Raw genomic sequence first — 25,043 nt, 5'->3', positions numbered from 1 at the left:
ACTGCCTTATTATAGAGCTAAAAAAACCTCGCATCTGCGAGGTTTTTTGTTTTAGCTGCCGAAAATTATATTTGCACAGAACTATTTCAGCATGCGGAATCGACGTTTTTGCCAGCTTCTGACCACTGAGTAGCGCCAAAGTCCGCGGATGCCAAAGTAGCCGAGAGTTGAAAAGAACACGGCACAGACGGCACAGCCCAATAGAAAAGGTGGACCAATCTGATTCATTTGGTGCAGCAAAAACGCCCAAGACAGTTCAAAGTGGAAGGCTTGGTGCGGTGTATTCATCAGCCAGGCACCGACTTTGTATGCACCATAAAACATGACAGGCATGGTGATTGGATTGCTGATCCAAACCAGACAGATCGAAAGTGGCAAGTTGACGCTGAAAAATATGGCGGCGCCGGCAGCCATGATCATCTGACTGGGAAGGGGGACGAACGCCATAAACAAACCGACTGCAAATGCACCCGACGCCGAGCGGCGGTTGAGACACCACAAATTTGGGTTATAAAGCACATTGCCGAATATCTTCAACGCTTTTTGGCGTTTGATGACATCATGGCTTGGCATCATTCGTTTAATTACTTGTCTTGGCATTGTAATTCTTTTGTTCACAGGCAGGTTTGAAATGAACACAAGCGCTGCCGGGGTTGCAATTGGACTGCTATCGCTTCACTTATGGTTGGCATTACCAACCTACCATGGATTTATTACAGCCTTAATGATAGGCAGTGTAGTGTGTTTCTATTCCAAATGGCGATTATTGATCTATATCGCCATCGGCGCTTGTTTGGCAAATCTCGCCGCAACATCCTATCTAAAAAACGTCCAACTGACTTTTATTGAGCCGAGGAATATTACCATAGTTGGGGAAGTTAGCAGCCTATTAAATCGTAAGAAATTAGATACTTTGTTTGATTTTGTAACGTCAGAATTACGTCAGCCAGATTTTAGGCTGAGTAAAAAGCTGCGTTTAAGGTTGAGTTGGCAAAATCAAACCAATATGCCGGTGATGAAGCAGGGAGAGCGCTGGCAGTTGCAAGTGAGGCTAAGGCCACCACATGGTCGCGTTAACAGCGCCGGTTATGATCGTGAACGGCAGTTTGTTGGTAAGGGAATCCACGGGGTAGGTGTCGTGACCGGTGGTGTTCGCTTGGCCAGTGGCCAACATTCGTTAGCTGGCCTTCGTCAAATGGCTTTTGACCGCGCTCTAGAATATACCGATGAACTCAACCATCAAGGGTATCTGTTGGCGCTGGGTTTTGGTTTTCGCGGGGCATTAGAGGCACAAGATTGGGGACTACTGCGTGACAGCGGTCTTGCTCACCTGATGGCGATTTCCGGCTTGCATATTGGCCTTGCCATAATGCTGGGGTGGTGGGGCGGTGGCGTTTTGCGAAATCTGTTTGGTGATTGGCCACATGCAATATGGCTACCGTTATGGGTGGGGTTGACCACTGGAGGGGTATACGCTTGGCTTGCAGGATTTACCCTGCCGACGCAACGAGCCTTGTTGATGAGCTCGGTCGTACTGCTGTTACTTCGGTTTCGAGTAGTTTGGCCGAGTTGGCAAGTGTTGTTATTGGTTTTTACGGTTAGTCTGGCGTTGGATCCGCTCGCCTCATACAACGCTGGATTTTGGCTTTCATTTGCCGCGGTCGCGGTTATCGCTATGGCACATGTCGGCGGCGTAAGATTCGAGGAAAGCTCAGAGATGAAACTTCACCAGAGGTGGCTGGGTAAATGGCGGGCGCTGCTGTTGCTCCAGTTATCATTGCTGGTGTTGATGCTGCCGGTTCAGTGGCTATGGTTTGGTGGTTTTTCACCTTGGGCACCGTTGGTACTGGCAGCTATCGTGTTTTCTTCCGTTGAGCAATTGGCTATGGTGTGCTGGCAGATGGCTAACATGACATTATCACCGGTACTGTGGATAGCTGAATGGGCTCGTGGCGGCTGGTGGGTGTTAGCAGATAGCGCTGGGCGTTGGGTCTTGGCGGCATCGGCGATGTCGGTTTTGCTCTGGTTACTGCCGCTAAGGCGCTTTGCGGCTTTGTTAACCGTGCTTTCAATGGTGGTTATGCTGTGGAATCAACCAGCTGTCATTCAAGGCACACAAATGGCAGAAACAGATGATAAGCCAACGTCTCATGATCCCTTTGTCTCAATTAAAAATCGAGAGCCATGGCAGATTGATTTACTCGATGTCGGGCATGGCTTGGCGGTATTGATATCGACCCAGAATCGCAGTGTACTTTACGATACCGGTAACCGCTGGCCTGAAGGCTCTATTGCGCATTCAGTCATCGAGCCGGTATTAAAGCAGCGAGGACAAACGTCACTGGATGGTTTAATCCTGAGCCACGCCGATAGCGATCATGCCGCTGGTGCCGACTATTTGGTGGAGGTTTTTGACCCGGATTGGAAGCGTAGTAGTGACTTCCGTGAGGGCTACCAAGCTTGCGTACGTGGTGAAAAATGGCAGTGGTACAGCTTGCGCTTCCGTGTGCTGTGGCCACCAAAACAGGTGGCGAGAGCAGCTAACCCACATTCTTGTGTTGTTGAGGTGAAGCAAGGTGTGGGTGGCAGTATGGCAAACGACACCTCTTTGCTACTGACCGGGGATATCGATGCGATATCTGAGCTGTTGTTGGCAAGGCTTGAGCCTAACTTGTCACCGGACATTCTCTTGGTACCGCATCATGGCAGTCGCAGTTCGTCAACGGTAACTTGGCTTGATCAAATGGGCTGGTTCGACCGGATGGATCCTAAGTATGCACTGGTCTCGGTTGCAAGGTTTAACCCTTGGGGTTTACCATCAAGCGATGTGCAGCAGCGTTACTTAGACAGAGGCGTTAACTGGTTATCTACGGCTGAATTAGGTCAGGTTTCGCTGCATATTAATGGTGAAGAGGTCGACGTCGTTCGGTACCGCCAAGACCGGAAAGCGGCTTGGTTCAGGCCTGCCACTTCACAAGAGTAGCAAGGAAACCTTTCTTCCCAATATGACTGATTGTTTGAAAATCAAGCAGTATTGTGCCTTGTTCAATGAACTTATTTGGTCTCCGGCATTTATGCGAGTAGAATGGGAAAATTGTCTTTAAGAAAAAATGGTTTCCATGACTACTTCGAACGATCAAACCACTTGGGAGACGTTTAAGCGACTTTGGCCTTTAGTTGGGCTTTATAAAGCTGGTCTTTCTGTTGCTGTTGTTGCTTTGATTATTAATGCTTCAAGTGATGCCTTAATGATTTCTATGATTAAGCCGCTGCTAGATGAAAGTTTTGGCGGGATTGATGGTATTGAATCGAATTTTCTGGCAATGATGCCATTTTATTTGCTGGGTCTGATTATCTTACGCGGCATCAGTGGCTTTATCTCTACCTACTGCCTTTCTTGGGTTTCTGGCAATGTGGTTATGAGTATGCGTAGGCAAATGTTCAACCACTTTATGAAAATGCCAGTTAGCTTTTTTGATAAAGAGTCCACGGGCAAGCTTCTTTCTAGAATTACCTATGATTCTGAGCAGGTAGCGTCTGCAACGAGCCATGCTCTTGTGAATCTGGTACGTGAAGGTGCAAAAATAATCGCCTTGATGGTAATTATGTTTTACAACAGTTGGCAGCTGTCAGCTATTTTGCTGGTGATTGCTCCTGTTGTGGCTATTTGTGTTCGGGTTGTATCAAAGCGGTTCCGTCGTATTTCCAAAAATATGCAAGATGCGATGGGCTCGGTGACATCCTCCGCAGAGCAAATGTTGAAAGGCCACAAAGTGGTGTTGAGCTACGGCGGCCAGCAAGTAGAGAAGGAGCGCTTTGAACAGGTGAGTAACCGCATGCGTCAACAAAGCATGAAGTTGGTTTCGGCACAAGCCATAGCTAACCCTGTTATTCAGGTGATTGCTTCATTGGCACTGGTTGTGGTTCTGATTCTAGCCAATACTGATTCATTGCGACAATCGTTGACACCGGGAACCTTTGCCTTGGTTTTTGGCTCCATGTTTGGCTTGATGGCTCCGCTTAAGTCTCTTACCAATGTGACTTCTCATTTTCAGCGTGGTATGGCAGCCTGCCAAACCTTATTTGGCATTATGGAGCTGGAATCAGAAAAAGATAACGGCCAACACGAAGTCAAGCGAGTGAACGGTGATATCCATATTAAAGATGTTACTTTCACTTACCCGACCAAAGATACTCCAGCACTGAGAAATGTGAGCTTTGATTTGCCTGCTGGGCAGACGCTTGCTTTGGTGGGGCGTTCAGGCTCAGGTAAAAGTACTATTGCCAACTTGCTCACCCGTTTCTACGACATTGACTCGGGCAGTATTATCATCGATAACCACGATATTTGTGACTACAAGCTGTCCAATCTGCGTGATCAGGTTGCTGTTGTGTCGCAGAACGTTCATCTGTTTAACGATACCGTCGCCAACAATATTGCTTATGCAAGTGGTGATACTTACAGTCGAGCGGATATCGAAAAAGCAGCCGAACTCGCCTATGCGATGGACTTCATCAACGGCATGGAGAATGGCTTGGATACCATGATTGGCGAGAACGGTGTGAGCCTGTCTGGCGGTCAGCGTCAACGTATCGCAATTGCCCGTGCCTTGCTGCGTAATGCACCGATTCTTATCCTTGATGAGGCAACCTCAGCACTGGATACCGAATCAGAGCGTGCGATTCAGTCTGCACTGGATGAACTGCAGAAAGACCGGACGGTATTGGTTATTGCCCATCGCTTGTCGACCATTGAAAAAGCTGACCAAATCTTGGTGGTTGACGATGGTGAAATCGTAGAGCGTGGTGTACATGCTGAACTTTTGGCGCAAAACGGCGCTTATGCCCAGCTACACCGTATCCAGTTTGGTGAATAATGGCTTCGGTTATTGAACAAATTTGGTTTGAAGGGCATCCGGCGGGAACGGTGTTAAAGCCGTTTCTGTGGCCATTGAGTAAACTGTTTGGCGCAGTGAGTCAGCGTCGTCGGTTACAATATCAAACTGGTCGGAAAGCGGTATACCGCTCTTCTGTTCCGGTTGTGGTGGTAGGTAATATCACAGCAGGAGGAAATGGTAAGACGCCTGTTGTGATTTGGCTGGTTGAACAGCTCAAGGCGGCGGGACTCAATCCCGGTGTGGTCTCCCGAGGTTATGGTGCTAAAGCACCGCATTACCCGTATCGGGTTGATAGCCAGAGCACCACGGCTGAAGTTGGTGATGAGCCAGTGCTGATATTTCGCCGTACTGGTGTGCCTGTCGCCGTATCGCCCAAGCGCGCTGAGGCAGTACAACTGATTGAGCCGGATGTTGATGTGATCATTACCGACGATGGCTTGCAGCACTATGCACTGGCAAGGGATATCGAAATTGTGGTGATTGACGGTCAGCGCCGATTTGGCAATCAACAGTTGATCCCGCTGGGGCCACTGCGTGAAGGCTGTGATCGCTTGCAAGAGGTTGATTTTCTTATTTGTAACGGCGGCAATGCCGAAGAGAATGAAATCCCAATGCAACTGGTCCCGTCCGATTTGGTTAATCTTAAGACCGGTGAGCGCTTAGGCGTGACCAAACTGCAAGGTGATGTCGTCGCCATGGCGGGGATTGGCCATCCGCCCCGATTTTTTAATACACTAGAGCAGCTCGGCATCACACCGGTAAAGTGCCAGCCTTTTGCAGATCATCAGGCATTTGCCGAGCAAGAATTACAACAGCTGTCCGAGCTAGGCCAGCACCTCGTCATGACAGAGAAAGATGCGGTGAAATGCCACACTTTCGCTCAGTCTAATTGGTGGTATTTACCGGTTGATGCCGAGATGCCCGCCGAGCAGGCTGATAGCTTGATTAACCGGATTATTAAGGTAAAGGAAGAGTATGGATCATCGTCTGCTTGAAATCGTTGCGTGCCCAGTTTGTAAGGGGAAATTGAACTTCGATAAAGACAAAAATGAGCTGATCTGCAAGTTTGATCGTCTAGCTTATGCTATTAAAGATGGTATCCCTGTATTGCTTGAGCCAGAGGCACGTACTCTGAGCTCGGAAGAGGTGAAGTAATGTCTTTTACGGTGATTATACCTGCTCGTTACCAATCATCACGCCTACCAGGCAAACCGTTGGCTGATATTGCTGGTAAACCAATGATTCAATGGGTTTATGAGCAGGCCAGCAAAGCGGGTGCCGAGCAAGTCATTGTTGCAACTGACGATCAGCGTATTGTCGATGCGGTGAAGGCGTTTGGTGGTGAAGTTTGTATGACTCGCGATGACCATGAATCAGGCACTGAGCGTCTCGCTGAAGTGGTTGCCAAATACCAATTGGCCGATGATCATATTGTGGTTAACGTACAGGGCGACGAACCGCTGATCCCGGAAAGCATTATCCGTCAGGTGGCGACCAATCTTGCTGGTAGCAATGCACCGATGGCAACGCTGGCGGTTGAAATCGACCATGCTGATGAAGTGTTCAACCCTAACGCGGTTAAAGTGGTTACAGACAAAGATGGTTATGCGCTGTATTTCAGTCGGGCTTCTATCCCTTGGGACCGCGATAACTTCGCCAAGCGTCCGCAGGAAGTTCACCAGGATCTGATGCGTCATATTGGTATCTATGCCTACCGTGCAGGCTTTATCAATACTTACATCAATTGGGAGCCGAGTACGCTGGAGAGAATCGAAGCGCTGGAGCAACTCCGTGTGCTTTGGTATGGCGAGAAAATCCATGTCGAGGTTGCTATTGATGCGCCCCCTGCTGGCGTTGATACACCGGAAGATTTGGAAAAAGTGCGCCAATTGGTTGGTTAATGTTCAAGCAAAAAAAGCGGGAGAGCCTTGGCTCTTCCGCTTTTTTTTGAGACTCATTTATGAGTCAATGACGGCTTCATTGGTTTTTCGGTTAAATAAGCGTTGCCATTTCACCGGCATCATAGGTACCACAATCAACAAGATCCCCATTACCGTAAGTAGATCTGGGATTTCATCAAACCACATCACGCCAAAGGCGGTAACGAACACTAGACCTGAATATTCAGCCAAAGCAATTTGCCCTGCTGCAGCCTTTTTATAGCCAATCACCACCAAGGCGTGATAACCCAAGACAAACAGGTTTATCGCCATTATCCAGCCGACATGACGCCACTCAATGGCCGCCCATTGCGGGACAGCAAGTGCTAGCGATAACGGTAAGGTCATTACCCCGGTCCAGAACAAGGTCGATACCAAATGCTGATCTTCCGGTAATTTACGGATCAAGATATTTCCCAGCCCCATGGCCAGTGCACTTCCTAGGCCTACGATAGCAGCCCAGTGAAAGTGCTCGGGACGCAGAACAACCAACACACCGGCAAAACCAATACATGTCGCAATGACTTTCGCCCTGGGTGGCGTTTCCTTAAGTAAAAACACTGATAACGGTAACATCAGTAGAGGGCCGACATAGAACATCGCATTGGCGGTTGCTAGGGGCAAGAAAGTGATGGCGACCATAGCACAGGCGCTGCCCATCAGAATGAGTTGGGCTCGCCAAAAAGCAATCTTGCAGCAGCCTTGCTGGCGTTTGGCCTTCGGCAGTGCAAGCCAAAGTGGTAGTAGCATGATAACGCTAAGTAGCTGGCGGATGAAAACATACTGAAAAGTGGGCACTTCACCGTTGAGGATTTTCAGGGAAACATCCGAGAAGGACGCCAGCAAGTTGGCGGCAATGAGAAGGACGATCGCTTGGTTAACTGGATTACGCATTGAGACTCAGTGGCAGAATTGGTTAAGTGATAGATTATTTATGCCATATTGTATGGCAAGTGGGCGTATTCTACCGATCACCAATGAAAATTCACTGAGTATTTTTACTTATCACGTCAGGTAAAAGTTTACTGATTGATTTTTAATAAAAAAGCCACCCTTCAATAATGAGGGTGGCTGATATTTTTTGTCTCGCGTCTGGCTTTAAGCTGTTGCTGTTTTCTCTTCGATATCTTCGTCAGATTCGAATACGGTATCGTCAGCTTGGCCTAACACTCGAGAAGTAATCGTGCCGGCAGTCATCGCACCGCTTACATTAACAGCAGTACGGCCCATATCAATCAATGGCTCAATAGAGATAAGCAGACCAGCAAGGGCAACAGGCATATCAAGTGCTGACAGTACAATCAGCGCTGCAAAAGTTGCACCACCACCCACACCAGCAATACCAAATGAGCTAATGGTAACAATGGCAATCAAGGTCAGCATGAAGCCTGGGTCCAACGGGTTAATACCTACCGTTGGTGCAATCATCACTGCTAGCATAGCAGGGTACAGACCGGCACAGCCGTTTTGACCCATGGTTGCGCCGAAAGAGGCTGAGAAGTTTGATACCGCATCGCCATTACCCAGCTTCTTCACCTGCGTCTCAACGTTAAGAGGAATGGTACCGGCACTTGAGCGCGAGGTGAACGCGAAAGTTAACACCGGTAGGATCTTCTTCAGGTAACGGATTGGATTCATACCAACGAAAGCCACTAGTACCATGTGCATGACCAGAATCAGGGCAAGACCCACGTAAGAGGCGACCACAAAGTTAATCAGGCTCAAGATATCGTCGTAGTTTGATCCCGCAACAACTTTGGTCATCAGTGCCAATACACCATATGGTGTTAGGCTTAGTACCATGCGAACCAAGGTACGTACGACTTCTTGGGCAACATTGATGAACTTCTCGAAGCTGGCACCAAGCTCAGGCTGAGTGCGGATCACCGTCAGACCAGCGACACCGATAAAGGCTGAGAAAATTACCACGGCAATGGTCGAGGTTGGACGACTGCCTGCGAGATCAGCAAATGGGTTGGCTGGGAAAAAAGAGATAATCATGTCAGCGAAAGACATTGCTTCCACTGAGGTCAGACGGGTTTCCAGCATTTCACCACGGGCAATCTCGCGCGCGCCCTGAACGATACCTTCAGCACTCAGACCGAACATACTGCTAACCAGAATACCTATCAGCGCGGAAGCGGCTGTGGTCGCGAGAAGAATACCGATACTCAGCCCGGATATTTTACCTAGCGAGCCAGAATCTTTAACCTTGATGATGGCGCCAATGATAGACACGGTGATCAACGGCATGATGATCATCTTCAACAGGCTGACGTAGCCCGCACCAACAATGTTGACGTATTCCAGCGTCTCTGTGATGACTTTGCTGCCGCCACCATAGGTAAGCTGCAATGCGCCACCGAAAAGCACACCAAGACCCAGTGCGGTAAAGACACGCTTTGACAGTGTTTGTTCTGTTTTCTGTTGTTTAACTAACAGGGCAATAATAATGGCGAAGACCGCCAAGTTGAGTATCTGGAACATCGAATCTAATCCTACCGTTGTTATTAACTCGCAATTCCGTTTTGCTAAGTCATCAATCACTAATTGGCAGCAATAGTATGATGTGAGTCGCAGAAGCTGAACCGGTTTTGGTTGATTTTGATATGAGTAATTGGCATTTAATAAAACCAAAAGGAATAAAGTTCAAAAGATAAACAAAATAGCTGTTTTATGCGAAAAACTGCTCTTGCATTAAGAAATGAGAAAGCTTGGTCGTTGCTATAGGGGGGAGAAACACGTGATACCCAAGTAACTTGGCGTTACTTGGGTACGAGTTTTAGCACCGCTGGTAAGGTGGGCCTGCGGAGTAGGGAAGGCTATTGAGCAACAGTGTGTTGGTCGCTTCCTTCACCGCTCAGGGTACGTATTTGCTGCCACCAACGGCCGAGTGTTTCATGCCAGTAGCGTTCAGTTTGCTCTAAGTATTTCGCCTGAGGGCGGTAGCGCTCCCAGGGTTGCTCGATTTTGTTACTGGCAAGGAAGTTGGTCGGGGCCGCTGTTGGGGTTAACCCAACACGGAAAAACTCTTCCATTGCTCTTGTCATATGGCTGGCTGATGTAACAACGACTAATTTGTCATCGCCGACAACAGAAGCTGCCTGGAAGGCTTCCTCCCAAGTATCCTTTGCAGTCTCTAGCAGCAAGATATCATTTTTATTGACCCCAAGTGCCAAAGCGACCTTCGCCATCATGCGTGCTTGGCTGATATCGGTGCCGCCGCCATAACCGGACAGAATCAGCTTTGACCCCGGGAACAAACGGTGAATCCGCACGCCTTCATTTAAACGCATTAAAGCCGTGCGTGAGAGTTGCGAGGTGATTGGCATTGCGTGATCAATTACATGCCCACTCCCCAGCACCATGACATAGCCCACCGACTGGCCAGACGGCACATAAGGTGGGTAGGCTTTTTCCAACGGGCGCAGTAAGCTAGTTGCTATCGGCTGGAAGGAGACGAGAAAGATCCCCAAGAAAGCAAAGCTAATGAAAAAGGTTGCCAGCCCCTTGCGGCGGGTAAACCAGAGTAGTAACAGCCCAAACAAGCCGAGTATAAGCATGGCTGGTAGGGGCATGAGTAAAGCAGAGACAATTTTTTTTAGTTCAAACATGCAATGTCGTCCGAAAAATCAGCAGTTGAGCTCGAAAAAGCACCACAAGCCTTTATTCCTTTATCGCTTGTGAGAAAATAAGCCACATTTTTAGAACCGCTATCATAACGTAAAGCTGACGTGATCGAAGATCGAAATTTTGACGACTTAGCGCAAAAATTTGCAAAAAATATTTACGGAACTGGCAAAGGCCAGATCCGCCAAACGGTAGTTTGGGAAGATCTTGAGCAAATTTTAGCCCTATTGAAGAGCGATAAACCATTGCATCTGCTAGATGCAGGTGGGGGTGTTGGCCAGCTGTCGCAAAAAGTGGCAGAGCTAGGGCATCACGTTACTTTGTGTGATCTTTCTAGCGAAATGCTGAAGCTAGCGGAGCAAGATATTGCTAAAAACGGCTTGCTTAATCAGTATCGTTTAGTTCACAGTCCGGTACAGGAGATTGGTGAACACTTAGATAGTAAGGTGGATCTGGTTCTGTTTCATGCTGTGATGGAATGGCTGGCCGATCCACAGGCTGCGCTGGAATATCTTTTGGAGCAGGTAAGGCCGGGCGGTATTATTTCTATTATGTTCTACAACTATAACGGCCTGCTGTTTAAGAATCTGATTTGTGGCAACCTGACCCATATCGAAGAAGGGATGCCGCATAGAAAGCGCTTCAAGCTACAACCTTTGCAAGGGATCAAACCCGATGAAGTATATAGCTGGCTTGAAGAGGCTGGTTTTAACATCCTGGGTAAGACCGGTGTACGTACTTTCCACGACTATATGCAGACAACAATGGTCGGGGATTACAGTTTTGAACAGGTGCTGGCGATGGAGCAAAAACTTTGCCGCCAGGAACCTTATTTGTCTCTGGGCCGATATATTCATGTTTACGCCCAAAAGCCGTTAGCGGGCCCAGAGGCTGAGAAATACAAAAGCAATAAGGACAACGGATGAGTGAAGTAACCCAGACCGTTCCCGAGTTGGTCAGTTGGGTTAAGCAGCATAAATTCGAGCTTAACCTGCCAACCGAGCGGCTGGCGTTCCTGTTGGCGATTGCTGTGTTGAGCGGTGATCGTTTTGATGAAGAATTAGGGGAAGGTGAACTGATCGATGCATTTCGCATTGTGAGCGACTTGTTCGAGCAGACACCGGAAACCGTGGCCTTCCGTGCCAACAACGCCATAAATGAGTTGGTTCGCCAACGCCTGATTTCCCGATTTACCAGTGAGGTAAACGACGGTGCAAGTATTTACCGTTTGAGCCCGCTGGCCCTTGGGATCACCGATTACTATGCTCGCCACCGCGAGTATTCAACGCTGAAACTTTCCATTCAGCTTGCCATGGTTGCCGATGAAATTAACAAGGCAGCCACTGCAGCACAGGAAGGAGGCGATGAACGACATTGGCGGCAGAATGTCCATGCGGTACTGAAGTACTCAGTCGCTGAGATCTTTGACCGGATTGATCTCAACCAACGCACCATGGACGAGCAGCAGCAACAAGTTAAGCAAGATATTGCCGAGCTGCTGAACCAAGATTGGCGAGCGGCGATCAGTAGCTGTGAAGTGCTGCTGAACGAAACCTCAAGTACCCTGCGTGAACTGCAAGACACCTTGCAGGCCGCGGGTGACCAGTTACAAACCCAATTGTTGATTATCCAAGAAGAAATTCAGGGTAACTCGGACCTGGAGTTTGTCGATGCAATGGTATTCAACTTGCAGGCCAAGCTGGACCGCATCATTAACTGGGGTCAGCAGGCGATTGATTTGTGGATTGGTTATGATCGTCATGTTCATAAGTTTATTCGTACGGCTATCGACATGGACAAGAACCGTGCCTTCAGCCAGCGCTTGCGCCAATCGGTGAAAGATTACTTCGATGCGCCATGGGTACTGACTTATGCCGATGCCGAGCGTTTGCTCGATATGCGTGATGAGGCACTGGTTCTGCGTGATGACGAAGTGACCGGGATCGTACCGGAAGAAATGGAATTTGAGGAGCTGGATCTGGTTAACGACCAACTAGCTGAACAAATTGCCGCGATGTTGCAGGCCCATAAAGAAACCGGCGCTGCAATTAACTTGAGTTTGCTTCTTAAAGATTATTTGGCTCAGCACCCATACGCCCAGCATTTCGATATGGCGCGTTTGGTGATAGATCAGGCGGTAAGACTGGGTTACTCCGAGTCGGATTTCAATGCCATTCAGCCTGATTGGGAAGCTATTAATGACTATGGAGCCAAGGTACAAGCAAATGTCATTGACAAATATTGAAGAATTTATGCCTGAAAAGCTGGCCAAGGCGATTGCCAACCCGCTTTTCCCGGCACTGGATAATGCCCTTCGCTCGGGTCGTCATATCTCCAGCGAAGATTTGGATAACCACGCCCTGCTGATTGAGTTCGAGCAGGAGTTGGTCATGTTTTACAAGCGCTATAATGCCGAATTGGTGCGTGCGCCGGAAGGGTTCTTCTACCTGCGCCCGCGCTCGACATCATTGATCAGCCGCTCGGTACTGACAGAGTTGGACATGCTGGTGGGCAAGGTACTGTGTTTCCTTTATCTCAGCCCAGAGCGTTTAGCGCACGAAGGTATTTTCAGCAACCAAGAGTTATTTGACGAACTGATCCAGTTAGCCGATGAGAAGAAGCTAATGAAGTTGGTGACTCACCGTGCGACAGGCTCTGATCTTGATCGGGAAAAGCTGTTCGACAAGACCAAGACCTCTCTGCGTCGTCTACGTCGCCTTGGTATGCTTATCCCTATCGGTGAAAACGGTAAATTCCGGATCAGCGAAGCGGTGTTCCGTTTCGGTGCTGATGTCCGTGTCGGTGATGATGTTCGCGAAGCGCAAATCCGCTTGATTCGTGATGGTGAAGCGCTGGTTGTTCATCAGCAGGAGCCAAGCCAATCGAGCTTGCTTGATGCTGACGAAGCATCCGATAAAGAGTTAGACAAAGCCGATTTGGAGGATGAAGCCTAATGGAACGCGGTAAGTATCAATCGTTGACCATGGTCAACTGGAATGGCTTCTTTGCCCGAACCTTTGATATCGACAACTTGGTTACCACGCTATCTGGCGGTAACGGTGCCGGTAAGTCGACGACCATGGCGGCATTTATTACCTCCCTTATTCCGGATCAGAGCCTGCTTCATTTCCGTAATACTACCGAAGCGGGGAGCTCGAATGCTTCACGCGACAAGGGCCTGCACGGTAAGTTGAAACCGGGTACCTGTTACTCGGCACTGGATGTGGTGAACTCGAAGAACCAACGTATTATTTTTGCGGTAAAACTGCAGCAAGTTGCTGGTCGTGATAAAAAGGTGGATATCAAGCCGTTTATCATCCAGGGCTTGCCATCGCATGTTAAACCAACGGAAGTATTGGTTGAGACGTTGTCAGACAACCAGGCCCGTGTGCGTCAAATCAACGAAGTGAAAGAGTTGGTGACTAGCGAGTATGAAGGCGTTGTATTCAAAGCCTTCAACTCGGTCACTGATTATCACGTTCAAATGTTTGAATTTGGTGTGTTGCCGAAGAAATTGCGTAACAGCACCGACCGCTCGAAGTTCTACCGCCTGATTGAAGCCTCGCTTTACGGCGGTATATCCAGTGCCATTACCCGTTCGCTGCGTGACTACTTGTTGCCACACAACAGCGGTGTCAAAAAAGCCTTCCAGGACATGGAAGCCGCATTGCGCGAAAACCGCATGACACTGGAAGCAATCAAGCTTACCCAGAGTGACCGTGATCTGTTCAAACACCTGATCACCGAAGCGACTCACTACGTGGCGGCGGATTACATGCGCCATGCCAACGAACGTCGCCAGAAGCTCGAGAAAACACTGGGTCTGCGTGGCGAGCTGATGGGCTCTCGTAAAAACTTGGATGATCAGCAAACGTCGCTGACTAACATGACTGCAGAGCTGGATGAGCTGACTGAGCGTGAAGGTGCGCTGGAGCAGGATCACCAAGCGGCATCTGATCACTTGCAGCTGGTACAAACCGCCGTGCGGCAGCAGGAAAAGATCGAACGCTACCGTGAAGATCTCGAAGAGCTGACCGAGCGCTTGGAAGAGCAAGTGATGGTGGTTGAAGAAGCCGCTGAACAGCTTGCCATGGCTGAAGAGCAGTCCCTGCTGACTGAAGAAGAAGTCGACAGCCTGAAAACCCAGCTTGCTGACTACCAGCAGGCGCTGGATATGCAGCAAACCCGTGCCCTGCAATACCAGCAGGCGGTACAGGCGCTGGAAAAAGCCCGTGATATTACTGGCGAGCACCAGATGCTGGCCGATCAGGCAGTGCCTTATCTTGCTCAGCTAAAGCAGGATCAAGAGACACAGACTACAGCATTGCTTGCGCTTAAGCACAAGTTGGATATGTCGTCGGCTGCAGCAAAACAGTTCGATAAAGGCTTACAGATTGTTACCACTATTGCCGGTAGCATCGAGCGTTCACAAGCCGGTAGCAAAGCCCGTGAACTGATAGCCAAAGCCCGCCAGTTAGGTGCAATCACCGAGCGTAGTGATCAGCTAAAAGCCCAGTACCGTGACCTTGAGCGCTCAGTGCGCAATCAACGTCAGGCTCTTGAGCTTGCAGAAACCTATACCAAACGTTTTGCTGTCCAGCTTGACGGTGAACTCGCGCTGGCTGAAGAGCAGGCCCGCCATGAAGCAACACTGGAAGAGCTTGAGCAACAGCAGGAGACCTTGGTCGAGCAGCGCAATGATCTGCGTCGTCAAGAGCAGCAGCTAACCAGCCAGATTTCGACGCTAGAAGCCGCAGCCCCGGCGTGGATCGCCGCATCCGATGCATTGGAAAAATTGTCTGAGCAATCGGAGCGCGAGCTGTACGATAGTCAGGCGGTGATGGATGCCATGCAGCTGACGCTGGACAAAGAGCGCGCAGCCTCTGCGACTCGCGATAAGCTGGCAGTACGAAAACAACAAATCGAACTGGATATCGAGCGCCTAGCACAGCCGGGTGGTAGTGATGATTCCCGTTTGCGTGCACTGGCAGATACCTTGGGCGGCAGCCTGCTGTCGGAAATCTACGACGATATTACCTTGGCCGATGCTCCCTATTTCAGTGCCATGTATGGTCCTTCGCGTCACGCTATCGTGGTGCCGGATCTCAAAGGTATCAAAGAAAAATTGGTTGCGCTGGATGACTGCCCGGACGACCTGTACATCATTGAGGGGGATGCAGACTCTTTCGACGACAGCGGTTTTGATGTCGACGAGATGGAAGGGGCGGTATGTGTTCACCTTAACGATCGCCAGCTACGTTATTCTCGCTTCCCGAAAGTACCGCTATTTGGCCGTGCCGCACGTGAGCAGCGCCTTGAGCACTTGCGTGAAGAGCGTGAACAGTTGGTGGAAGACCATGCCAAGGTTGCATTCGATTCACAGAAACTGCAACGCTTGTACCAGAGCTTCAACAGCTTTGTGGCAACCCATATGGGCGTGGCGTTTGATGATGATCCGGAAGCCGGCCTGAAAGTTGCGCGTGACAAGCGTAACCAGGTAAGCCGCCAGCTGACCGATTCGCAAGCACAGGAGCAGCAGCAACGCAGCCAGCTATCGGCTGCCCGTGAAGCGTTGGGCCTGTTGGGGAAAATCAACCCACTGGTTAGCCTGCTGGAAGATGATACTTTGCAGGCTCGCTTTGATGAAGTGCAGCAGCAGCTGTCACAGCTTGATGAGGCCCGCCACTACCTAGACCGTCACGGTAAAGCAATTGCCGAGCTGGAATCCTTGGTGACCGCCCTGGATGCAGACCCGCAGCAGTTTGGCGCATTGCAGATCAGCTATGATGACGCTGACAAGCAGCTGCAAGCGTTAAAAGCCAAGATCTTCGCTGTGGCTGATTTGGCTGAACGACGTCACCACTTTGGGTACGCCGATTCAATCGATATGCTCAATAAGAGCTCCGAGCTTAACGAGCAACTGAAAGCCAAACTGGCATCGGCTGAGCGTGAGCGTAACCGTTGCCGTGACGCCCTGAAGCAGGCTCGCTCGCAGGCTAACCAGTATAACCAGCTAATGGCTTCGCTGAAGAGTTCTCATCAGGCAAAACTGGAAACAGTGCAGGAATTTGAGCGCGAGCTTCAGGAGCTAGGTGTTCGTGCCGATGTTGAAGCCGAAGAGCGTGCACGCCTTCGCCGAGATGAACTGAACGAGCGTCTGCATACTTCTCGTACCCGTCGTAGTCAGCTGGAAAAAGGCATTACGTCTGTTGAGCTGGAGATGAAAGGATTGGTGAAGCGCCTGCGTAAAGTAGGCAAAGAATACCAAGAGATCCGTAAACTGGTAGTGACTGCAAAAGCGGGCTGGTGTGCCGTATTGCGTTTGGCTCGTGAAAGCGATGTTGAACGTCGACTGCACCGTCGTGAAATGGCTTATATGTCGGCTGACGAACTGCGTTCACTATCGGATAAATCTCTGGGTGCGCTTCGTTTGGCGGTGGCTGATAACGAAAACCTACGCGATGCGCTGCGAGCATCGGAAGATGTCTCTCGTCCAGAGCGAAAGGTACTGTTTTACATTGCCGTATACCAGCATCTGCGCGAGCGTATCCGTCACGACATCATTCGCACCGACGATCCGGTTGAAGCGATTGAAGAAATGGAAGTTGAGCTGGCGCGTCTGAGTGAAGAACTAACGGCCCGTGAACAACGTCTGGCACTTAGCTCAGACTCCGTAGCAAACATTATTCGCAAGACCATCCAGCGCGAGCAGAACCGTATCCGTATGCTGAACCAAGGCCTGCAGAACATCGGCTTTGGTCAGGTCAAGGGTGTGCGCCTGAACGTGAAGGTACGCGATACTCACGAGCAGCTATTGGAAGGCCTGGCTGATCAGCAGGACCAGCACCAAGACTTGTTCGGCAATCACCGCTTGTCATTCTCTGAAGCGATTGCCAAGTTGTTCCAGCGCCTGAATCCGCATATTGATGTCGGCCAGCGCTCACCCCAGATCATGGGTGAAGAACTACTGGATTACCGTAATTACCTTGAGCTGAGCATTGAAGTTAACCGTGGCACGGATGGCTGGCTACAGGCTGAGTCGGGTGCGTTGTCAACTGGTGAAGCTATTGGTACTGGTCAGGCCATCTTGCTGATGGTTGTACAAAGCTGGGAAGAAGAGTCTCGTCGCTTGCGTGGTAAAGATATCATTCCATGTCGCTTGCTGTTCCTCGATGAGGCCGCACGACTGGATGGCAAGTCGATTGCGACTCTGTTCGAACTGTGTGATCGCCTGGATATGCAGTTATTGATCGCTGCACCGGAGAATATCAGCCCAGAGAAAGGAACCACCTACAAATTGGTGCGTAAGATCTTCAAAGATCGCGAGCACGTTCATGTGGTCGGTCTACGTGGCTTTGGTCAGGAGTCGAAATCTCCCGCTAATATCCAAACCATGCTGGAGTTAGATCCGGTGTAACCGCGAGCAAGCTGTTTCCTATTTACTAAAGCCGGTCGTTAGACCGGTTTTTTTCGTCTTGAACATAAGAACTTTTTCTCATTAATTAATTACCTCAACGATAAATTTTTTGCCCTCCCATATCCGCCTAAAATTTTAACTGTCAGATTCGGCCACTTGCCAGCTTGATTAAAACAGGGCTTTGCTAGCTGCCTCGTTTTGATCAGGTATGGTGCACAAATACATAACCAAACACTAAGCGGCCAGCATATTGGTTTGGTACAGGCCAGATTTTATTTTGTCGTAGGGGTGATGACATGAAAAAAATAATACTACCAGTGCTCGCCACGCTCATTGTGGCCGGGTGTAGTGATTCAGATGGGGCAGCGTCAACGTCAGCAAACAATGACGCAGCAGCCAATCAGGATGACGGTTCTTCAGTGCCAATTTCTGTGGATGTTTCTATACCACCCACAGAAGTACCAAAGGGGGCGGATGATCTTCAGGCATGTGTTGCAATTGATGCGGTGCAGGTAACGGATTTAGCTGGGACTATCGTGGAATGGACGACCAAGAGTATGACTGATCCTTACGGGGTCAATTCAACACAATGTATCCCGGCTGATTCTGATATTCCGGTTGATAACGATGGTTATCCGAAGTTTATCGTTATCGACTTGTACGATGTAACGGGAATTGATCTGGTCAACTTAATTTCAGAGCAACTGTTACCTGTGGGTGAGTACACCAGTATGGCTCTTTCCATCTTGCAAGGTAGCTACGGTGACTTCCTTGATACACCGTACTCTTATGTCGGCAATCCAGTCGACAAGATGAAGATGGATATTGTTGATGATCTAACGTTTGATGGTTTAGATATTAACATTGATGTGCCGACTACTTTTACTATGACGTTTGACCTCAAGAGTATGATTCAGCTCATTGAGCAAGCCTATTACCTCAAGAATGAAGGTTTCAAGGTGGTAGACAATATCACAGCAGGAACCTTGTTTGGTGATATCGATGTGTCATCGTGTAGCACTTCGGTAAAAGATGCGTATGTTTATCTTTATGACGCTGACTCTCCTGAATATGGTGATTTAGGTTCGGATTATCCACCGGTAAAAACGGCTAAGGTCAGTGACGACAACGGTTATGAAATGAAGTATGTGCCGGAAGGGAACTACGATGTGGTGCTGGTGTGTGATGCGCTGTTTGATTTACCGAATCAAATCGATCTGGATCTTGACCTTGATGGCGAATCAACGAAATATGAAAACCAGTACATCAAAGCCGGTGACGAGCATTATCGTAACCTGTAATTGATGTAAGTATCTATATAAAAAGCATAATATGAATAACAGCCAGACAATGTCTGGCTGTTTCATTTATAGGGCAATAAAGCCCGAGCCCCCGCATATTATTCTGCTATCAAGCTTTTATTCAGCTTATATCCGTATCTTGTAGCCTATAGAAATCGGATCTATATCTCATTTTTGGTTTTTGACTATATTTTTTTGTCAGCGTTAAGTTGCTGACAAAAGTAATATTAACCCCGTATGTCACCCTTTCTGGTCTCAATAGTCCTCTTTTTTGTGGTTGTTTTTTGACCGCTACTTCTTTAAATTCCTTACCCATAAACCGCAAACGCTTTGAAAGAGACTGAGATATGCCAGCTACCAAGACCCTGAAAAACGTTGTATTCGGTGCCATTTTCGGCCTAGTTGCGTTCGGTGCAACGACAGCCCACGCTTCTATTACCACTTCTCCAGAGCACCACCTGCTATCAACCCTGAACTATGTTGAGCTTGAAGCTGAGCAGGGTGATAAGAATATGCAGCTATTTTTAGGGCGCGCGTACCTTGAAGGCAGCAATGGTCTAAAAGCGGACCCGCTAAAAGGCATGTATTGGTTGGAAAAAGCAGCAGTAGATATGCCAGAAGTCAAAACCTTGATTGGCGATTTGTTTAAGAAAGGTGAAGTGTTGCCTCGTGATAATGAGCAGGCTTTGCATTGGTACTCGGCAGCTGCCAATGAAGGTGATGTACCTGCGATGGTTGAGCTTGGTATGTACTATGCGTCAGGCGCAACAGGATCAACAGATTGTGCAAATGCGATTAAGTGGTTTAACGAAGCGGCAAATGGTGGTTCGTTGGAATCAAAGCGAAACTTAGTTTGGTTGTATGCAACATGTTCGGATGAGCGTATGCGTGACGGTGACCGTGCATTGAAATTGGCCAAACAAGTATTGAGCCGTAATGGTACAGGTGATGCGGGTGACTACGATAATCTTGCTGCTGCCTATGCCGCCTGCGGTGAATTCCGCCGCGCGATTGAAGCCCAGCAAACGGCAATCGGTAAACTGCAAGAGCCAGAAGGCCAGCGTTATGCAAAGTTCGAACAGCGTTTGAAGCTGTATCAACAAAATCAGACTATCTACAGCGCTTCACTGTAATAAGCTGAAAAATATAGAACAAAAATAAAAAAAAGGTGCCAAGTGGCACCTTTTTTTTGTGCTTGTTTTTACCCTCATCACTAATCCTTCATTTTCATTACCAATCACGGGTCCAGTTTCAATCCTTAACTATACTTACTGAAATTAGCTCTTAAGGATTAGGTATAGCCTTACTTAAGAGACAGATAAAAAGAATGGTAGAAGGAAAAAAGCAATGAGCAACCCTGAACCCGTCAGTGACAAAGAGAAAGCCAAATATGAATGGCGCTCTTTTTTGTTTATCACCATTTTTTTGTTTCCCATATTAGCTGTTGCCATTGTTGGTGGTTACGGCTTTATCGTGTGGGCGATGCAAGTGTTTTTCGTAGGACCTCCAGGTCACGGGTAATGTCGATTGCCGAGATATGAACGCCAGGGCAATGAGCAAAGGGTGATATAGGTAAACACTATGATGAGTGCTTTGAAAAAACTGTGGGCGACATTTTGGCGTCCAGCAGTGCATATTAGTTTGGGCGTATTGACCCTTGGTGGGTTTATCGCCGGGATCATTTTTTGGGGGGGCTTTAACACCGCCCTCGAGATGACCAATACGGAGAAATTTTGTATTAGCTGCCATGAGATGCGTGACAATGTTTATGAGGAATTGCAGCAAACGGTACACTGGTCAAATCACTCCGGCGTGAGGGCAACCTGCCCAGACTGCCATGTTCCTCATAATTGGACCGACAAAATCGCCCGTAAAATGCAAGCCAGTAAAGAGGTATACGGTGCGATTTTCGGAACGATCAATACCCGTGAAAAATTTTTGGAAAAGCGTCTAGAACTTGCCAACCACGAGTGGGAGCGTTTTGCATCTAACGGGTCTCTGGAATGTAAAAACTGCCACGACTACGACAGCATGAAATGGGATGAGATGTCGGATCTTGCTCGTACCCAGATGCAGCAAGCGGCTGAGCGGGATCAAAGCTGTATTGACTGTCACAAAGGGATAGCCCATGAGCTACCTGGAAATATGAATCTTTCAGGTGGCATGGTTCAGCAGTTGGTCCAGAAAGCCAGCAATACTTCTTTTAAAGAAGGGGAAAATTACTTCAGTGTTCGCTACCTGCCTATGTACGAAGATGAAGCGCTTACCATCGATGGCGGTGAGCTTAATCCTGCTTCCGAAGTGAAGGTCGTGCAGGTCAAAGACAATGTGGTTCAGGTTGAAATTGCCGGTTGGCGTAAAACCAAGGGCTTTGGCCGGGTGATTAATGAGGATTTCGGTCTGAATATCCCGACGGCGGCATTAAGTAAAGATGCGGCACTGAGTGACACCTTGGTCGAGAAATTTGAAGAGAAAGAAGATGATTTGACTGGCTTGGGTTGGCAGCGGGTAACGGTGAAACTGTGGATGCCAAAAGAGTCATTGATGGATGATGTGGAACCGATTTGGGATGAAGCGAGACCTGCCTATAACAACAACTGTAGTACTTGCCATACTCAACCAGCAGAAAATCACTTCGATGCGAATACATGGCCGGGTATGTTCAACGGTATGTTGGCATTCGTCAATCTGGACCGTGATAGTGAAGCTCTAGTGCTGAAATACCTACAGAAACACTCATCAGATTTTTCTGATGCCGGCCATTAAAAGAAGCGAAGCGAGGTAAGAACATGTCTCTGAGTCGACGTCAATTTTTATCAGGGCTGGTAACAACGAGTGCTGTTGGTGTTATCGGTCCAAGTTTACTCACCTCTGTTGCCCGCGCTGCCGAAGAGGTGTCGTCACCGTATTCGGCGGACGGGGTATGGAAAACGACCGGGTCTCATTGGGGGGCTTTTCGCGCCAAGATCTATAACGGCAAGGTTACTGAGATCAAGCCGTTAGAGCGGGACAAGTACCCGACTGATATGATCAATGGGGTCAAAGGTATTATCTATAATCCTTCCCGAGTCCGTTATCCTATGATCCGCCTCGACTGGCTGAAGAAGCACAAGTACAGCGGTGATACCCGGGGTAATAACCGTTTTGTTCGGGTTACTTGGGATGAAGCGCTAGATATCTTCTACAACGAGTTAGAACGGATCCAAAAGGACTACGGACCTTGGGCGCTGCATGCCGGCATGACTGGCTGGCGTCAAACCGGACAGTTCCATAGCTGTGGTAACCATATGCAACGTGCCGTGGGTATGCACGGTAACTTCATGACTAAGGTGGGGGATTACTCGACCGGTGCCGGTCAGACCATTATGCCTTATGTGCTAGGTTCAACCGAGGTCTATGCCCAAGGTACTTCTTGGCCTGATATTCTGGCCAACAGTAAAACGGTCGTGTTATGGGCCAATGATCCAATCAAGAATACCCAAGTGGGCTGGCAGTGCGAGACCCACGATTCCTATATGTATTACGAGCAACTCAAAGACAAGATTGCCAAGGGGGAGATCAAAGTGATCTCGGTGGATCCGGTGAAGTCGAAAAGCCAAAACTACTTTGAGTGCGATCAGCTTTATGTCAATCCCCAAACCGATGTGCCATTCATGTTGGCTATCGCCCACACCTTGTATAAAGAAGACTTGTACGATAAAGAATTCATCGACACCTATGCCTTGGGCTTCGATGAATTTATCCCTTATGTATTGGGTGAATCGAAAGACAATGTAGAGAAAACCCCGGAATGGGCGGAGCCTATCTGTGGTGTGAAAGCCGATGATATCCGTGAGTTTGCCCGTTTGCTGGCCAGTGACCGTACCCAGTTGATCTTTGGTTGGGCGGTGCAGCGTCAGCAACACGGTGAGCAGCCATATTGGATGGGTGCGGTGATCGCTACCATGCTGGGTCAGATCGGCTTGCCGGGTGGTGGTATTTCCTATTCTCACCACTACAGTGGGGTGGGGATCCCACCTACGGGGGCTGCAGGCCCTGGTGGTTTCCCGCGTAATGTGGATGAAGGTAAAAAGCCGAAATGGGATAACAACGACTTCAAGGGCTACAGCCGGACTATTCCTGTTGCCCGTTGGATTGATGCGATTCTCGAACCTGGTAAGGAAATTAATTATAACGGTGCGAAGGTCATCCTACCCGATACCAAAATGCTGGTGGTCAGTGGTTGTAACCCTTGGCACCACCACCAAGATCGCAACCGGATGAAAACCGCGTTCCAGAAGCTGCAAACCGTTGTGACTATCGATTTTGCTTGGACGGCGACGTGCCGCTTCTCGGATATCGTGCTGCCTGCCTGTACTCAGTTTGAACGCAATGATATCGACTTGTACGGGGCGTATTCGGGCACCGGTATATTGGCGATGCACAAACTGGTGGATCCGCTTTATCAATCACGAACTGATTTCGATATCTTTACTGATTTCTGCCGACGCTTTGGCCGCAACAAGGAATACACTCGCGGTATGGATGAGATGGAGTGGGTACGCTCGCTTTACGATGAATGCCGTGAAGCCAACAAGGCCAACTTTGAAATGCCGGAGTTCGATCAGTTCTGGGAAGTCGGGCAAGCGGGTTGGGTTGATTTTGGTGAGGGTAAGAACTTCGTCCGTCATGCTGACTTTCGTGAAGATCCGGAAATCAATCCGTTGGGAACACCGTCAGGGTTTATTGAAATCTACAGCCGCAAGATTGCCAGCTATAACTACGAACACTGCCAAGGGCATCCGATGTGGTTTGAAAAAGCTGAGCGCTCGCACGGCGGGCCGGGATCTGATAAGCATCCTCTCTGGCTACAGTCCTGCCACCCTGACAAGCGGTTGCACTCACAGATGTGTGAATCAGACGAATATCGCGCAACTTATACGGTACAAGATCGCGAGCCGGTCTATATCAGTCCGGAAGACGCTAAAGCCCGGGGGATCAGCGATGGTGATTTGGTCAGGGTGTTTAACGACCGCGGCCAGCTGTTAGCTGGTGCGGTGGTATCCCCTGATTACCCACCCGGCGTGATCCGTATTCATGAAGGGGCTTGGTATGGGCCGCTTAATGAGAAGCTAGGTGCCATTGATACGTACGGCGATCCGAATACCTTGACTATGGATGTGGGCTCATCCGAACTGGCTCAGGCAACTAGCGCTAATACCGTGGTGGCGGACATCGAAAAATTCAAAGGAGAAGTACCGCCGGTTACCGCATTCGGTGGGCCGATCGTTGAGTCTTGATCGAGCATTGGCATAATAGAAGAGAAGGCCACCATTACCGGTGGCTTTTTTCTGAGATGTCATACAGCACTCATCGTTAAATATTCCGTATAATTAGTCTATTGATATGCCAGATAGCTGTAAGTTGTAGATAGACATGAAGCCATACAGACCCAATGATTACACCGTCCAAGTAAAAACAGCACCCGATTACACGGTAGCAGAGAATACTTTCAACGCGGCAGGCGGTGAAGAAGGGATAAGGACCCTGGTTGAATCATTTTATCGTCATATGGATACGTTACCGCAGGCAAAGAAAGTGCGTCAGATGCACGGTGACGACCTAGCGGAGTCCATCGACAAGCTGACGACTTTCCTTGTTGGTTGGCTCGGTGGTCCTTCGCGCTATGAAGAGAAGTTTGGGATGATGAACCTACCGGGCGCACATCGCCATTTGGCGATTGGTGTCGCAGAGAAAGAAATATGGTTGCATTGCATGCAAAAAGCACTCGACGAACAGGGGTATGACGAACTGTTCATCCGCCATATCATGGTTCAGTTGTCATTCCCTGCCGAAATGTGCCGGAATCGCAATTAAG

At 48.9% G+C, this 25,043-nt stretch carries 19 protein-coding genes; 15 read left to right on the top strand and 4 right to left on the bottom strand.

The genetic code is table 11. The features are described 5' to 3' along the window. Positions 1-81 precede the first annotated feature (81 nt). A complete protein-coding gene (locus tag NHN17_RS04365; protein WP_255040912.1) occupies positions 82-600 on the bottom strand; it encodes a DUF2062 domain-containing protein in 519 nt (172 codons plus the stop codon). 31 nt (positions 601-631) lie between these two features. Here NHN17_RS04365 and NHN17_RS04360 point away from each other — a divergent pair, with 31 nt between their 5' ends. The 5 genes from NHN17_RS04360 to kdsB all read left to right on the top strand — a co-directional run bounded on the left by NHN17_RS04360 (position 632) and on the right by kdsB (position 6,799). Next, entirely contained in the window at positions 632-2,983 is a 2,352-nt protein-coding gene (locus NHN17_RS04360; RefSeq protein ID WP_255040911.1) for a DNA internalization-related competence protein ComEC/Rec2, read from the top strand. A gap of 136 nt (positions 2,984-3,119) precedes the next feature. Further along, positions 3,120-4,877 carry a lipid A ABC transporter ATP-binding protein/permease MsbA gene (msbA, locus tag NHN17_RS04355; RefSeq protein WP_255040910.1) on the top strand — a complete coding sequence of 586 codons (1,758 nt, stop codon included), beginning with the start codon at positions 3,120-3,122 and terminating at the stop codon, positions 4,875-4,877. Further along, on the top strand, positions 4,877-5,893 hold the full coding sequence (gene lpxK, locus NHN17_RS04350) for a tetraacyldisaccharide 4'-kinase (RefSeq protein ID WP_255040909.1): 1,017 nt from the start codon (positions 4,877-4,879) through the stop codon (positions 5,891-5,893). Before msbA ends, lpxK begins: the two co-directional genes overlap by 1 nt. After that, the gene (locus tag NHN17_RS04345; RefSeq protein WP_107348429.1) at positions 5,874-6,053 is read left to right on the top strand and encodes a Trm112 family protein; all 180 of its coding nucleotides are present in this window, start codon (positions 5,874-5,876) and stop codon (positions 6,051-6,053) included. Before lpxK ends, NHN17_RS04345 begins: the two co-directional genes overlap by 20 nt. Further along, complete coding sequence (gene kdsB, locus NHN17_RS04340; RefSeq protein ID WP_255040908.1) at positions 6,053-6,799, top strand: 3-deoxy-manno-octulosonate cytidylyltransferase; 747 nt, start codon at positions 6,053-6,055, stop codon at positions 6,797-6,799. The genes NHN17_RS04345 and kdsB overlap by 1 nt, the downstream gene beginning before the upstream one ends. 57 nt (positions 6,800-6,856) lie before the next feature. Here kdsB and NHN17_RS04335 read toward each other — a convergent pair whose 3' ends face one another. From NHN17_RS04335 to elyC, 3 genes are all read right to left on the bottom strand, one after another. Further along, complete coding sequence (locus tag NHN17_RS04335; RefSeq protein ID WP_255040907.1) at positions 6,857-7,732, bottom strand: DMT family transporter; 876 nt, start codon at positions 7,730-7,732, stop codon at positions 6,857-6,859. Between the two features lie 204 nt (positions 7,733-7,936). Then, positions 7,937-9,325, bottom strand: coding sequence for an L-cystine transporter (locus NHN17_RS04330; protein WP_255040906.1), 1,389 nt, complete (start codon positions 9,323-9,325; stop codon positions 7,937-7,939). A 335-nt stretch (positions 9,326-9,660) separates the two neighbouring features. Beyond that, positions 9,661-10,452 carry an envelope biogenesis factor ElyC gene (gene elyC, locus NHN17_RS04325; protein WP_255040905.1) on the bottom strand — a complete coding sequence of 264 codons (792 nt, stop codon included), beginning with the start codon at positions 10,450-10,452 and terminating at the stop codon, positions 9,661-9,663. Between the two features lie 120 nt (positions 10,453-10,572). Here elyC and cmoM point away from each other — a divergent pair, with 120 nt between their 5' ends. From cmoM to NHN17_RS04275, 10 genes are all read left to right on the top strand, one after another. Beyond that, positions 10,573-11,394 carry a tRNA uridine 5-oxyacetic acid(34) methyltransferase CmoM gene (gene cmoM / locus NHN17_RS04320; protein WP_255040904.1) on the top strand — a complete coding sequence of 274 codons (822 nt, stop codon included), beginning with the start codon at positions 10,573-10,575 and terminating at the stop codon, positions 11,392-11,394. Beyond that, the gene (mukF, locus tag NHN17_RS04315) at positions 11,391-12,713 is read left to right on the top strand and encodes a chromosome partition protein MukF (protein ID WP_255040903.1); all 1,323 of its coding nucleotides are present in this window, start codon (positions 11,391-11,393) and stop codon (positions 12,711-12,713) included. Before cmoM ends, mukF begins: the two co-directional genes overlap by 4 nt. Then, the gene (mukE, locus tag NHN17_RS04310) at positions 12,694-13,422 is read left to right on the top strand and encodes a chromosome partition protein MukE (RefSeq protein ID WP_255040902.1); all 729 of its coding nucleotides are present in this window, start codon (positions 12,694-12,696) and stop codon (positions 13,420-13,422) included. The genes mukF and mukE overlap by 20 nt, the downstream gene beginning before the upstream one ends. Beyond that, the gene (gene mukB / locus NHN17_RS04305) at positions 13,422-17,885 is read left to right on the top strand and encodes a chromosome partition protein MukB (RefSeq protein ID WP_255040901.1); all 4,464 of its coding nucleotides are present in this window, start codon (positions 13,422-13,424) and stop codon (positions 17,883-17,885) included. Before mukE ends, mukB begins: the two co-directional genes overlap by 1 nt. Before the next feature lie 296 nt (positions 17,886-18,181). Continuing rightward, a complete protein-coding gene (locus tag NHN17_RS04300) occupies positions 18,182-19,186 on the top strand; it encodes a membrane lipoprotein lipid attachment site-containing protein (RefSeq protein WP_255040900.1) in 1,005 nt (334 codons plus the stop codon). 347 nt (positions 19,187-19,533) lie between these two features. Next, complete coding sequence (locus NHN17_RS04295; protein WP_255040899.1) at positions 19,534-20,319, top strand: tetratricopeptide repeat protein; 786 nt, start codon at positions 19,534-19,536, stop codon at positions 20,317-20,319. 214 nt (positions 20,320-20,533) lie between these two features. Next, positions 20,534-20,707 (top strand): trimethylamine N-oxide reductase system protein TorE, encoded by a 174-nt coding sequence (gene torE / locus NHN17_RS04290; RefSeq protein ID WP_255040898.1) that lies wholly within the window; start codon positions 20,534-20,536, stop codon positions 20,705-20,707. A gap of 60 nt (positions 20,708-20,767) precedes the next feature. Continuing rightward, positions 20,768-21,952: a pentaheme c-type cytochrome TorC gene (gene torC, locus NHN17_RS04285; RefSeq protein ID WP_255040897.1), complete on the top strand. Its 1,185-nt coding sequence runs from the start codon at positions 20,768-20,770 to the stop codon at positions 21,950-21,952. A gap of 23 nt (positions 21,953-21,975) precedes the next feature. Beyond that, positions 21,976-24,465, top strand: coding sequence for a trimethylamine-N-oxide reductase TorA (gene torA, locus NHN17_RS04280; RefSeq protein WP_255040896.1), 2,490 nt, complete (start codon positions 21,976-21,978; stop codon positions 24,463-24,465). Positions 24,466-24,601: 136 nt separating this feature from the next. Beyond that, positions 24,602-25,042 carry a group II truncated hemoglobin gene (locus NHN17_RS04275; RefSeq protein ID WP_255040895.1) on the top strand — a complete coding sequence of 147 codons (441 nt, stop codon included), beginning with the start codon at positions 24,602-24,604 and terminating at the stop codon, positions 25,040-25,042. Position 25,043 lies beyond the last annotated feature (1 nt).

The sequence above is a fragment of the Photobacterium pectinilyticum genome (genome assembly GCF_024357955.1).
Taxonomy (GTDB): Bacteria; Pseudomonadota; Gammaproteobacteria; order Enterobacterales; family Vibrionaceae; genus Photobacterium; species Photobacterium pectinilyticum.
This window is presented reverse-complemented; position numbering and strand designations above follow the sequence as displayed.

Coding starts and splice junctions, on each gene's coding strand:
- NHN17_RS04365 (WP_255040912.1), bottom strand. CDS start 600: ATGCCAAGACAAGTAATTAAACGAATGATGCCAAGCCATGATGTCATC.
- mukB (WP_255040901.1), top strand. CDS start 13,422: ATGGAACGCGGTAAGTATCAATCGTTGACCATGGTCAACTGGAATGGC.
- mukF (WP_255040903.1), top strand. CDS start 11,391: ATGAGTGAAGTAACCCAGACCGTTCCCGAGTTGGTCAGTTGGGTTAAG.
- lpxK (WP_255040909.1), top strand. CDS start 4,877: ATGGCTTCGGTTATTGAACAAATTTGGTTTGAAGGGCATCCGGCGGGA.
- msbA (WP_255040910.1), top strand. CDS start 3,120: ATGACTACTTCGAACGATCAAACCACTTGGGAGACGTTTAAGCGACTT.
- torA (WP_255040896.1), top strand. CDS start 21,976: ATGTCTCTGAGTCGACGTCAATTTTTATCAGGGCTGGTAACAACGAGT.
- NHN17_RS04335 (WP_255040907.1), bottom strand. CDS start 7,732: ATGCGTAATCCAGTTAACCAAGCGATCGTCCTTCTCATTGCCGCCAAC.
- mukE (WP_255040902.1), top strand. CDS start 12,694: ATGTCATTGACAAATATTGAAGAATTTATGCCTGAAAAGCTGGCCAAG.
- NHN17_RS04275 (WP_255040895.1), top strand. CDS start 24,602: ATGAAGCCATACAGACCCAATGATTACACCGTCCAAGTAAAAACAGCA.
- NHN17_RS04300 (WP_255040900.1), top strand. CDS start 18,182: ATGAAAAAAATAATACTACCAGTGCTCGCCACGCTCATTGTGGCCGGG.
- torE (WP_255040898.1), top strand. CDS start 20,534: ATGAGCAACCCTGAACCCGTCAGTGACAAAGAGAAAGCCAAATATGAA.
- NHN17_RS04330 (WP_255040906.1), bottom strand. CDS start 9,325: ATGTTCCAGATACTCAACTTGGCGGTCTTCGCCATTATTATTGCCCTG.
- elyC (WP_255040905.1), bottom strand. CDS start 10,452: ATGTTTGAACTAAAAAAAATTGTCTCTGCTTTACTCATGCCCCTACCA.
- NHN17_RS04345 (WP_107348429.1), top strand. CDS start 5,874: ATGGATCATCGTCTGCTTGAAATCGTTGCGTGCCCAGTTTGTAAGGGG.
- NHN17_RS04295 (WP_255040899.1), top strand. CDS start 19,534: ATGCCAGCTACCAAGACCCTGAAAAACGTTGTATTCGGTGCCATTTTC.
- NHN17_RS04360 (WP_255040911.1), top strand. CDS start 632: ATGAACACAAGCGCTGCCGGGGTTGCAATTGGACTGCTATCGCTTCAC.
- torC (WP_255040897.1), top strand. CDS start 20,768: ATGATGAGTGCTTTGAAAAAACTGTGGGCGACATTTTGGCGTCCAGCA.
- kdsB (WP_255040908.1), top strand. CDS start 6,053: ATGTCTTTTACGGTGATTATACCTGCTCGTTACCAATCATCACGCCTA.